Source organism: Pseudomonas sp. GM21 (genome assembly GCF_000282215.1).
GTDB lineage: Bacteria > Pseudomonadota > Gammaproteobacteria > Pseudomonadales > Pseudomonadaceae > Aquipseudomonas.
The window spans coordinates 26,109-37,700 of record NZ_AKJS01000081.1; the positions used below are offsets into that span (position 1 = coordinate 26,109).

Here is an 11,592-nt window from a genome sequence, read left to right on the forward strand (position 1 = left end):
TAATGAATAAGCGTCTGTTTATCCTCAGCCAATACCTGCTGCCCCATCACTTGCTCTCGCGACTGGCCGGCTGCATTGCCGAATGCCGCGTGCGCTGGTTCAAAAACGCCTTTACCGCCTGGTTCGCCAAGCGTTATCAGGTGGACATGTCCCAGGCCCTGGTCGAAGACCTGACCGCTTACGAGCACTTCAATGCGTTCTTCACCCGCGCCCTGAAAGACGGCGCTCGCCCGCTCGACGAAACCCCGGGCGCCATTCTCAGCCCGGCCGATGGCGCGGTCAGCCAGCTCGGCCCGATCGAACACGGTCGCGTGTTCCAGGCCAAGGGCCACAGCTTCAGCGTGCTGGAATTGTTGGGCGGTGATGCTGCGAATGCCGCGCCGTTCATGGGCGGTGATTTCGCCACCATTTACCTGTCGCCGAAGGACTACCACCGCGTGCACATGCCGCTGGCCGGCACTCTGCGTGAGATGGTCTACATCCCGGGCCGAATCTTCTCGGTCAACCAGACCACCGCCGAAAACGTTCCCGAGCTGTTCGCCCGTAACGAGCGCGTGGCGTGCATTTTCGACACCGAGCGCGGGCCGATGGCCGTGGTGCTGGTGGGCGCGATGATCGTTGCGTCGATCGAAACCGTCTGGGCCGGGCTGGTCACGCCACCGAAACGCGAGCTGAAAACCTTCCGTTACGATGAAGCCGCCCGCGCGCCGATCCATCTGGAAAAAGGTGCGGAACTGGGTCGCTTCAAACTGGGTTCGACTGCTGTCGTGCTATTCGGGCCAGATCAAGTGCAGTGGTCTGAAGAGCTGGCGGCGGGTTCGCCGGTGCAGATGGGCCAGGGAATGGGCCTGCCAAAAGCCTAAAGGCCAAACTGCATCCCTGTGGGATCTGGCTTGCCCGCGAAAGCGTCGGCACAGACAACATAGATGTTGGATGTTCCGGCCTCTTCGCGGGCAAGCCCGCTCCCACATTTATTTTTGCGGCGTCTAGAGCTGTCCGTCGCGATCGCGGAAGCCCAGCAGGTACAGCACACCATCCAGCCCAAGGGTGGAAATCGCCTGTTTCGCCGATTGCTTCACCAGCGGCTTGGCCCGGAACGCCACACCCAATCCCGCAATCGCCAGCATCGGCAGGTCATTGGCGCCGTCGCCGACTGCAATGGTCTGCTCCAGTCGCAATCCTTCCTTATGGGCCAGCTCACGCAGCAAGTCAGCCTTGCGCTGCGCATCGACAATCGGCTCGACCGCAACCCCCGTGACTTTCCCGTCGACCACTTCCAGTTCGTTGGCAAATACGTAGTCAATGCCCAGCTTGGCCTGCAATTGCTTGGCGAAGTAGGTAAAGCCACCCGACAGAATCGCGGTCTTGTAGCCCAGACGCTTGAGTTCGGCGAACAGGGTCTCGGCACCTTCGGTCAGGCGCAGGGAAGCACCGATCGAATCCAGCACGCTGACGTCCAGACCTTGCAACAACGCCAGACGCTCTTTGAAGCTCGCACGGAAATCCAGCTCACCGGCCATCGCTCGCTCGGTGATTTCCGACACCTGGTCGCCGACACCCGCCGCCTTGGCCAGTTCGTCGATCACTTCTGCTTCGATCAGGGTCGAGTCCATGTCGAACACCGCCAGGCGACGGTTGCGACGGAACAACGAGTCTTCCTGAAAGGCGATGTCGACGTTCAGTTCCTGCGCAACGCTGAGGAATTCGGCCCGCAGCGCCTGCGGATCAGCCGCTTCGCCACGCACGGAAAACTCGATGCAACCCTTGCCCTTGTCAGCCGGGGTGTCGAGCGGCATGCGCCCTGACAACCGATCGATGTGATCGATGTTCAGGCCATATTTGGCGGTAATCGAGCTCACGGCCTGCAACTGCCCGGCAGTCACTTTGCGGGTCAATAGCGTCACGATGTGGCGCTTTTTGCCCTGATTGCCGACCCACTGCTGATAGTCCTCTTCGGACACCGGCGTGAAACGCACCTGTTGATCGAGCTCGTAACCCTTGAACAGGATGTCCTTGAGCACCGACTTGCCTTGCTCGGTATCCGGAATTTCAACCAGGATGCCGAACGACAGGGTGTCGTGGATCACCGCCTGACCGATGTCGAGAATGTTCACACCACCCTGGGCCAGAACGCCGGTAATGGCCGCAGTCAGACCCGGACGGTCGACTCCCGTGATGTTTATCAGGACGATTTCGCGCAAGGCGCACCCCCGCAAGTGGAAAAAAACCGCATTCTACCCACTTTCAGTGACCATCGGGCACCGTGAGCGCTTTGCCGGCCTATGGCCTGTCGCTATACTGCGCGTCAACTTCACGGACAAAGAGCCGAGCGCAAGTGAACCGGCCCACGCCAGTAAAAACCGATAACTTCTTTCTGCTGATCTTCCGGGCACTGCGCCACCGCCGTGTACCGATTGCATTGCGCATCGCCAGCCATAACGTGATCCTGGTCGCTCTGGCCCTGGTGATCTACGCCGGTGTCATGGGTTTGCAGTTCAAGCAGGCCATGCACGAGCAGGCAGATGCGCTGGGTGAAAGCCTGACCACGCAGACCGCCACCTCCGCTACGGAGCTGTTGGTGTCCAACGACATCCTCAGCCTCAACGTGCTGCTCAACAACCTGACCAAAAACAAGCTGGTCGCCCACGCCGCCATCTATAGCGTGGATAACCGCATCCTCGCCGAGGCCGGTCAGCGTCCCAAGCACAGCCTGCTGGGCGAAGCCGAGGGCATGTACCAGAGCAAGATCACGTTCCAGGACGTGACCGCAGGGCAACTGCGCATCAGCCTGGACATGGATCAATTCCAGCAGCCCATGACCATCAGCCTGCAAAGCATGGGCATTTTGAGTGCGATCCTGTTGGCATTGTCCCTGGCCCTGAGCCTGCGCCTGGGTCGGCACATCTCTACGCCGCTGCTGCAATTGCGCGTATGGCTGCGCAATATCGACGAATACACTCCGGCCACCGACCGTCAGGACGAGATCGGCGACCTTGCCCGTCAGTTGCACGCCAATTTCGCACCGGAGCCTGCCGAGCCGGAACCAGTGCCGGAGCCTGAATACGACGACAGCGATGAAGACGCGAACGACAACGAGCCGACCTTCGAAGTACGCAACTTGCGTGACCCGAGTTTCGATGAAACCAAACCGGTCGCCAGCCTGAAACCCGCGCCACGACAGATTGTCAGCACTGTTGAAGATGATGATGACGATGACGCTTTTGCCGATCTGCGCGACGAGTCGATCGCCGTCGCCCTGAAACCCGCCGCAAAACCGGTGATTTCGAACGCGCCACAACACAGCGCCGTCCTGGCCGTGCAACTGGGCGCTCAGGACCAACTGCGTCGCCTGCCCCGCACCCGCCTCGAAGAATTGCTGAAACGCTATCGCGGCTGCCTCGATCAGGCCGCTTCGCTCTACCAGAGCGAACTGCATACCCTGAACGATGGCAGCACACTGATGCTGTTCCACACCGAAGACAGCGGCGACGACTACCTGACCAACGCCATCTGCTGCGGTGAGTTGTTGCGAGCCCTGGGCCATCAGTTGCAGATCGAAGTCGCAGACAGCGGCATCACCCTGCAATTGCAGTTGGGTCTGACGCTGGGTGAAGAGTTGTTCGGTATGAGTCAGATCGATTTACTGCTGACCGAACCCGCTCAGGACGCACTGGCCCTGTCGCAACACAGCCGCAACCTGCTGCTGGTGGAGCGCAAGATCGGTGACGACGTGCTGATTCGTCAGCGTGCGCGGATTCGCCCGATTGCGAGCCCTGAGGGTGCTTGCTGCGTGGAGCGGTTGATGGAGCCTTATCCATCGATGCTGGAACGGCAATTGGCGCGGATGCATGAGCGTCGGGCGTAAGCACTAGCCCCGATATAAAAGAAACCCGCAGATGAGTGATCATCTGCGGGTTTTTTGTTGGTTCTATGTAGCAGCTGCCGAGCCTGCGAGGCTGCGTTCGACTGCGCAGCAGTCGTAAAGGGCAATGGGTGCATTCAGACAGACCGCACTTATAGAACTTGCGAGGACTTCCTCCTCGAACGCAGCCTCGCAGGCTCGACAGCTGCTACAAGCCCCCGCAGAAACAACAAAGCCCGCATCACTGCAGGCTTCGTGTTGAATCATTCCTGATTTAGAACCTGAACACTTCCATATCGGTCCGGATCGGCGAAGCCATCGGGATCTTCGGCTGTTTCTCTTGCTCAGCTGCCGGAGCGACAGGTTTGGGCGTCGATTTACGCGGTGCATCGGCAATCGCTGGCTGGTTGGCCAATGGCTTGAGCGCCACCGACAACTGCTCCGCCAGACGCTGCAACAACACCCCTTGCGCCTGAACCTGCGCCGCTGTGCCGCCTGCGTGATCTTCTTGCAGGTGAATGATGCGGTTATCGCGAACTTTTCCGCGACGGTCGATCAATCGCCATTGCGCATCAAGGATTGCCGGTTGCGACACACCCGAGTCCAGCCGGGTAATCGTCAGCAGAACCTGAACATCCGGGGTAAAGCCCGCTGTGGCAGGCGCCAGCACCACGCGCTGGCTGTCCAGACGACCCGCTACCTGACGCAGCAACAGCTGATCAATGTCGGATGACAGGCTGCCCGCCCAACGACCATCCGTGGCAGCTTGCAGACTTCCATCGGGCTGACGCTGCAACAGGGTTTCGCGTTGCAGGTAATCGGCAACCGTTACCGGGCCCAACAATACCGCCATACCCCCGCTTTGTGCGGGTGGAACCGGATTTCCGCTGTCCAGCTGATACAGCGACACCGGTTGATGAACGCTGCAACCCGCCAGGCCTAAAACGCTGGCGAGCATCAAAATAAAAGGAAGGCGCAGAGCAGTCATCGTCCCATCCAGGTGGCTGCCACAAGGCTAACCACAGTGAAAATACTCAAAACATATGAAGAACGCTCGGCCACGCCGGCGCTTGAAAGGCCCTATCATCCGTGAATATGCGTTCCGACTCCAGCGCCAAAGCATTGATCTACGCGTTAAATCGCAGATCGAACGCTCTTGAGGGCATTAGCGACTGTGTTCCCCGCAGGAGGGAAACCGTCGAAAACGCCCCCTGGGACGCTTAATTGAGGTTTTCGACGAGCAGCGCATCCACCCGCTGAAAGCCACGTGGCAATTTGTTACCACGACGTCCACGCTCACCTTTGTAGTGCTCGAGGTCGTCGGCTTTCAGTGACAAGGTACGTTTACCGGCCTGCAACACCAAGGTGGCACCCTCCGGCAGTACGGCGATGTCCGTGACATATTCTTCGCGGTTGGCCACACGTTCACCGGTGATACCGATGATCTTGTTGCCTTTGCCCTTACCTAATTGTGGCAGGTCGCTGATTTTGAAGATCAGCAGGCGACCTTCGGTCGTGACCGAGGCCAGCCAGTTGCTCTCGCGATCAGCCACCGGGCGCGGAAGAATGACTTTCGAGTTGCTCGGCAAGCTCAGCAGCGCCTTGCCAGCCTTGTTCTTGGCCTGGAAATCTTCACCTTTGACCACGAAACCATACCCGGCGTCGGACGCAATCACATACAGCGAATCGTCTTCTGGCATCAGCACGCATTCAAAACTCGCGCCAGGCGGTGGCGTCAGACGACCGGTCAACGGCTCGCCCTGGCCACGGGCCGATGGCAACGTGTGCGTTGCCACCGAATAACTGCGACCAGTGGAGTCGATAAAGACTGCAAACTGGTTGGAGCGACCGGCCGCCAGGGCCTTGAAACCGTCCCCGGCCTTGTAGGAAAGCCCGGTGGCGTCGATCTCGTGCCCTTTGGCAGAGCGAACCCAGCCTTTTTCCGACAGAACGACCGTCACTTTCTCGTTTGGCAGCAGATCGTGCTCGGTCAGGGCCTTGGCCTCGGCGCGCTCGACAATTGGCGAACGACGGTCGTCGCCATAGGTTTCGGCGTCCTTGATCAATTCGGTGCGGACCAGTTTTTTCAACTTGGCTTCGCTGCCCAGCAACGCTTGCAGCTTGGCTTGTTCCTTGAGCAGCTCATCCTGCTCGGCACGCAGCTTCATCTCTTCCAGCCGCGCCAATTGACGCAAACGGGTGTCGAGAATGTAGTCGGCCTGGATTTCGCTCAGGGCGAAACGCGCGATCAGGGCAGCCTTTGGATGCTCCTCGGTACGGATGATGTGAATCACTTCATCCAGGTTGAGGTAGGCAATCAACAAACCGTCCAACAGGTGCAGGCGACGTTCGACCTTATCGAGGCGGAATTGCAGGCGCCGACGCACGGTCTGCACCCGGAACTCCAGCCACTCGACCAGCAGCGCCCGCAGGTTTTTCAGCTGCGGCTTGCCGTCCAGGCCAATGATGTTGATGTTGACCCGGTAGCTCGACTCCAGCTCGGTGCTGGCGAACAGGTGCGTCATCAGCGCATCGTGGTCAAAGTTCTTGCGCGCACCCGGGATGATCACGATGCGGCACGGGTTTTCGTGGTCGGATTCATCGCGCAGGTCAGCGATTTGCGGCGCCTTGGATGGCTTGGCCTGCATCATCGCTGCGATCTGTTCCAGCACCTTGGCACCTGACACCTGGTGCGGCAGTGCGGTGACAATGATGTCGCCGTCTTCGATGTGGTACACGGCGCGCATGCGCACCGAGCCCTTGCCGGTTTCGTACATTTTCAGCAGGTCGGCGCGCGGGGTGATGATTTCCGCTTCGGTCGGGTAATCCGGGCCCTGGATGTGTTCACAGAGCTGTTCGACCGTGGCTTTGGGTTCATCGAGCAATCGAACGCACGCCGTCGCGACTTCGCGCAGGTTGTGTGGCGGTACGTCGGTGGCCATGCCCACGGCGATGCCGGTGGTGCCATTGAGCAGGATGTTCGGCAAGCGCGCCGGTAATACCAGCGGTTCGTCGAGGGTGCCGTCGAAGTTCGGGCCCCAGTCCGCGGTGCCCTGGCCCAGTTCGCTGAGCAGCACTTCGGAATAACGCGACAGCCGCGCTTCGGTGTAACGCATGGCGGCAAATGACTTGGGATCATCCGGCGCACCCCAGTTACCCTGACCGTCGACCAGCGTGTATCGGTAGCTGAACGGCTGAGCCATCAGGACCATGGCTTCGTAGCAGGCCGAATCGCCGTGCGGGTGGAACTTGCCGAGCACGTCACCGACGGTACGCGCCGATTTCTTGTGCTTGGAGTCGGCGTCCAGCCCCAACTCGCTCATCGCGTAGATGATGCGTCGCTGTACCGGCTTCAGGCCGTCGCCGATATGCGGCAAGGCACGGTCCATGATCACGTACATGGAATAGTTGAGGTAGGCATTTTCGGTGAAGTCAGCCAGTGACCGGCGTTCTACACCGTCCAGGCTGAGATCAAGGGAGTCGCTCATGCGGGCCTCATCGGTTCGTTGTCTGGCGCAGCAGCATGGTGCCACCGCGCTGGGTAAATTCAAGTTTGTTCAGTGCGCTCATGCCGAGCAGCACCTGTTTGCCTTCCAGGCCTGGGGCAACCAGCGCGCGAACATCACGCAACACAATGTCGCCCAGTTGCAGCCGGTCGATGCGGGTTCGATAGCCCTCGCTCAGACCATTGGCCGTGCTCAGGGTCACCCCGATGCCTTGTTCCAGTTTCAATCCCTCGGCCACACTGGCCGGAATTGACACATCCGTCGCTCCGGTATCGAGCATGAAATCCACCGGGTGACCATTGATGGCACCGCTGGCGACAAAATGCCCCTGGCGGTTGCTGACCAGTTTCACTTCGATAAACCCTTCGCCCTGCTCCGAGGTGACGACGACATTGGGGTTTTGCTGGCGCTCCTCCCATTGCCCGAAAAACCGAGTTGCCAAAAACAGCGCAGCGCACCAGGCCAACACCAGCATGACCCGGCCGGCGCGTTTGCCCGCCGTTTGCTGGCTCACGGCTTGGCGCTCCAGCCACCTTCAGGCGCGGCAAAACGATACACCACCGGGCGACTTTCACCATCGACACGGGCACCGTTGTTGTTATCCACACCAATCCACGCGCCGTCAGCGTCCACGAGCAATGCTTCTTCCAGCCCGTAGTTCTGTGGATAACGACGGTTTTCCTGCAAAAGCTCGGCCGCATACGACCAGCAGCGCTCGACTTTGGCCGTCTGCGTGTCGCGTCGACAAATCTGGTACGCATTGCGCTCAAGGGTGAACAGTTTGCCGTTGAACAACGACACATCGGAAAAATCCCGGGGCGCCGGTTTGGCCTTGGGAAATTGCGGCGGCTGCATTTCCATGCCCGCTTCGCTCAGCAGCACACAGCCATCCTCGCAGTCCCAAACGGTCTGTTTGCGCTTGATCGTTAACAATCCGCGGCTTTGACGTTCGGCAGAGAACCACATCTGATCTCCCGCCGGGTTTATCGCCAAGCCTTCAAACAGCGCATTGAATTGCAACAGCAAGCCACTGGCCCGCGCTTCGCGAACCAGCAGCGGCGAGATTTTCAACCAGGTCGCCGGCCCTGTCAGCGGTACTTGCAGGACGGCCGCATGGGCTTCACTGACAATGTAGCGATTGCCGGCGCTGTCGCAGGTAATGGCTTCGAAATCCAGATCACCGCCACGCACGAACGACGCCAGCCAGGCGCGCGAGCGCAAACCCCAGGGCAAACCGCTGCCCGGCACCGGAGGCACACCGATGCCCACGGCTTCAGCCTGCCAGACCGTATCGCGGGTATCGAGACGATAGATCTGATCGTCGTCGCGATCGGACACCGTCCACAGGTCCTCGCCGCATTGCGCAAGCCCCGACAGGTTGCCGCCATGCATGCCGTCAACGGGATGCTCGGCGACCACGCGCAATTCGGGTGCCGCTTCAGCAAATGCCAAAACCGGGGTCAGAAGTAACGCACACGCCAGGGCAAAGCCACGCCGCATCAACCAAGAACCTCGGCCAGGTTGCCCTTGGATTCCAGCCAGGATTTGCGGTCGCCGGCGCGTTTCTTCGCCAGCAGCATGTCCATCATTTCCGACGTCGCTTCGAAATCGTCCAGGGTCAACTGCACCAGACGCCGGGTGTTCGGATCCATGGTGGTTTCGCGCAGCTGCGGCGGGTTCATTTCACCCAGGCCTTTGAATCGGGTGACCTGCGGCTTGCCGCGTTTTTTCTCGGCGACCAGACGATCCAGGATGCCGTCGCGCTCGGCTTCGTCGAGGGCGTAGTAAATCTCTTTGCCCAAGTCGATGCGGTACAGCGGCGGCATGGCGACATAGACGTGCCCGGCATCCACCAACGGGCGGAAATGCTGAACGAACAACGCGCACAACAGTGTGGCGATGTGCAGGCCGTCGGAGTCGGCGTCGGCGAGGATGCAGATCTTGCCGTAACGTAGCTGGCTCATGTCTGCGGCGCCCGGATCGACACCAATGGCCACGGCGATGTTGTGCACTTCCTGGCTGGCCAGCACTTCGCTACCGTCGACTTCCCACGTGTTCAGAATCTTGCCGCGCAATGGCAGGATGGCTTGAAACTCCTTGTCCCGCGCTTGCTTGGCGGAGCCACCGGCGGAATCACCTTCCACCAGAAACAGCTCGGAGCGCATCGGGTCCTGCCCGGCGCAGTCAGCGAGCTTGCCCGGCAGCGCCGGCCCTGCGGTGATGCGCTTGCGCTCGACCTTCTTGCTCGCCTTGAGGCGACGGCCGGCGTTGTTGATCGCCAACTCCGCCAGCAGCATGCCGGTTTCCGGGTGGGCGTTGAGCCACAGACTGAAAGCGTCCTTGACCACACCGGAAACAAAAGCCGCCGCTTCACGGGACGACAGACGTTCTTTGGTCTGACCGGAGAATTGCGGCTCCTGCATCTTCATCGACAGCACGAAGGCAATGCGTTCCCAAACGTCTTCCGGCGCCAGCTTTACCCCGCGCGGCAACAGGCTGCGGAATTCGCAGAACTCGCGCATGGCATCGAGCAAGCCCTGACGCAAACCGTTGACGTGAGTACCGCCCTGGGCCGTCGGGATCAGGTTGACGTAGCTTTCCTGCACCGCGTCGCCACCTTCCGGAAGCCACAAGAGCGCCCAGTCGACCGCTTCTTTATTACCGGCCAGGCTGCCGCAGAACGGCTCGTCCGGCAGGCGCTCGAATTCGCTGACAGCGTCTACCAGGTAGGAGCGCAGGCCATCTTCGTAATGCCATTCGACTTTTTCACCGGTGGCCTTGTCTTCAAAACTGACCAGCAGCCCCGGACACAGCACAGCCTTGGCCTTGAGCACGTGCTTGAGGCGGCTGATGGAGAATTTCGGTGAATCGAAGTACTTCGGGTCCGGGGCGAAGAACACGCTGGTGCCGGTGTTGCGTTTACCGACCGTGCCGATCACTTCCAGCTCGGTTTTCTTGAAACCGTCGGCAAAGGTCATCTGGTATTCGTTGCCGTCACGCTTGACGCGCACCCGGACTTCGGTCGACAAGGCGTTGACCACCGAAATACCCACCCCGTGCAGACCGCCGGAGAACTGGTAGTTCTTGTTGGAAAACTTGCCACCCGCATGAAGCTTGGTGAGGATCAGCTCGACCCCGGAAACACCCTCTTCCGGGTGAATGTCCACGGGCATGCCACGGCCGTCATCGCTGACTTCCAGGGAGTGGTCGGCGTGCAGGATAACCTGCACCGATGTCGCATGCCCGGCCAAGGCTTCGTCGACGCTGTTGTCGATGACTTCCTGGGCGAGGTGGTTCGGCCGACTGGTGTCGGTGTACATGCCGGGGCGTTTACGCACCGGGTCGAGGCCCGAGAGGACTTCGATGGCGTCTGCGTTATAAGAGCTAGCGCTGGGAGTGGCCATGGGGTCTCGTCGTCAAATGTTCGTGAAATAGAGGCGACGGTTCACAGTGCTGTGAAATCGATCGCCTGATACAAATCTGCGCCGATACCGGCAAAACTCAGCATGGCCGGCAATTGCGCGGCAAAACCCTGGAAACTATGGTCGCCACCGGCCTGGATACGCAAGGCACAGGCCCGGTAGTACTGCTGGGCGAGGCGATAGTCCAGCGTTTCATCACCGGTCTGCAACCACACCTGATACCGCTGCGGGTCCTGGGGCGCCGGCACTTCCAGCTCGGCCAGGGCCGTCACGTGGTCGTGGGTCAATTCCCAAGTCTCATCGGTATACAGGTTTTTCTGCGTTCCCACGAACCCGTCGAACATCCGGTGTGGACTGACGGCCGGGTTGATCAGCAAAGCCTTGAGGCCATGGCGCTCGGCCAAGTGAGTCGCATAGTAGCCGCCGAGGGAGCTGCCGACCAGCAGTGGCCGTTGCAGCTCGACAATAGCCTGCTCCAGCTGAGCGATGGCCTCGCGCGGGTGGTGATGCAAGGCTGGCACACGCAATTGATCGCTCAAACCCAGGCGCTCCATCACTTGCATCAACTGCGTGGCCTTTTTCGACGCAGGCGCGCTGTTGAAACCGTGTATATAAAGGATCGAACCGGACATTTGAGCTCCCTGTGCGTCGGGTAAAGAGGCGCAGTTTACAGGGAGATGGGGGGATCGGGGATATCCTCGGGATTATGGCGTCCCCACGGACGCCATCGCGAGCAGGCTCGCTCCCACAGGGGTACGCATTCCAAGGTGGAAGCGAGCCGGTCCGGGCGGCGTTCCGACGA

Annotated in this window: 9 protein-coding genes; 2 read left to right on the forward strand and 7 right to left on the reverse strand. The window is 60.2% G+C overall.

Translation table 11 applies throughout. The features are described 5' to 3' along the window. Positions 1–2 precede the first annotated feature (2 nt). On the forward strand, positions 3–863 hold the full coding sequence (gene asd, locus PMI22_RS15990; RefSeq protein WP_007945612.1) for an archaetidylserine decarboxylase: 861 nt from the start codon (positions 3–5) through the stop codon (positions 861–863). Positions 864–986: 123 nt separating this feature from the next. Here asd and serB read toward each other — a convergent pair whose 3' ends face one another. Continuing rightward, positions 987–2,201: a phosphoserine phosphatase SerB gene (gene serB, locus PMI22_RS15985; protein ID WP_007945613.1), complete on the reverse strand. Its 1,215-nt coding sequence runs from the start codon at positions 2,199–2,201 to the stop codon at positions 987–989. 134 nt (positions 2,202–2,335) lie between these two features. On the opposite strand from serB, the gene PMI22_RS15980 reads away from it, so the two are divergent. After that, entirely contained in the window at positions 2,336–3,865 is a 1,530-nt protein-coding gene (locus PMI22_RS15980; protein ID WP_007945614.1) for an AhpA/YtjB family protein, read from the forward strand. A gap of 271 nt (positions 3,866–4,136) precedes the next feature. Here PMI22_RS15980 and PMI22_RS15975 read toward each other — a convergent pair whose 3' ends face one another. The 6 genes from PMI22_RS15975 to PMI22_RS15950 form a co-directional block, all read right to left on the reverse strand. Then, the gene (locus tag PMI22_RS15975; protein ID WP_007945616.1) at positions 4,137–4,850 is read right to left on the reverse strand and encodes a PqiC family protein; all 714 of its coding nucleotides are present in this window, start codon (positions 4,848–4,850) and stop codon (positions 4,137–4,139) included. Between the two features lie 232 nt (positions 4,851–5,082). Next, positions 5,083–7,350 carry a DNA topoisomerase IV subunit A gene (gene parC / locus PMI22_RS15970; RefSeq protein WP_007945617.1) on the reverse strand — a complete coding sequence of 756 codons (2,268 nt, stop codon included), beginning with the start codon at positions 7,348–7,350 and terminating at the stop codon, positions 5,083–5,085. Positions 7,351–7,357: 7 nt separating this feature from the next. After that, positions 7,358–7,882 carry a retropepsin-like aspartic protease family protein gene (locus tag PMI22_RS15965; RefSeq protein ID WP_007945618.1) on the reverse strand — a complete coding sequence of 175 codons (525 nt, stop codon included), beginning with the start codon at positions 7,880–7,882 and terminating at the stop codon, positions 7,358–7,360. Further along, a complete protein-coding gene (locus PMI22_RS15960; protein ID WP_007945619.1) occupies positions 7,879–8,868 on the reverse strand; it encodes an esterase-like activity of phytase family protein in 990 nt (329 codons plus the stop codon). The genes PMI22_RS15965 and PMI22_RS15960 overlap by 4 nt, the downstream gene beginning before the upstream one ends. Further along, the gene (parE, locus tag PMI22_RS15955) at positions 8,868–10,772 is read right to left on the reverse strand and encodes a DNA topoisomerase IV subunit B (RefSeq protein WP_007945620.1); all 1,905 of its coding nucleotides are present in this window, start codon (positions 10,770–10,772) and stop codon (positions 8,868–8,870) included. The genes PMI22_RS15960 and parE overlap by 1 nt, the downstream gene beginning before the upstream one ends. 41 nt (positions 10,773–10,813) lie before the next feature. After that, the gene (locus PMI22_RS15950; protein WP_007945621.1) at positions 10,814–11,422 is read right to left on the reverse strand and encodes a YqiA/YcfP family alpha/beta fold hydrolase; all 609 of its coding nucleotides are present in this window, start codon (positions 11,420–11,422) and stop codon (positions 10,814–10,816) included. Positions 11,423–11,592: the final 170 nt, after the last annotated feature.

Excerpts from the sequence above, each read along its gene's own strand:
- asd (WP_007945612.1), top strand. The coding sequence starts at position 3 with ATGAATAAGCGTCTGTTTATCCTCAGCCAATACCTGCTGCCCCATCAC.
- PMI22_RS15975 (WP_007945616.1), bottom strand. The coding sequence starts at position 4,850 with ATGACTGCTCTGCGCCTTCCTTTTATTTTGATGCTCGCCAGCGTTTTA.
- parC (WP_007945617.1), bottom strand. The coding sequence starts at position 7,350 with ATGAGCGACTCCCTTGATCTCAGCCTGGACGGTGTAGAACGCCGGTCA.
- PMI22_RS15960 (WP_007945619.1), bottom strand. The coding sequence starts at position 8,868 with ATGCGGCGTGGCTTTGCCCTGGCGTGTGCGTTACTTCTGACCCCGGTT.
- parE (WP_007945620.1), bottom strand. The coding sequence starts at position 10,772 with ATGGCCACTCCCAGCGCTAGCTCTTATAACGCAGACGCCATCGAAGTC.
- PMI22_RS15950 (WP_007945621.1), bottom strand. The coding sequence starts at position 11,422 with ATGTCCGGTTCGATCCTTTATATACACGGTTTCAACAGCGCGCCTGCG.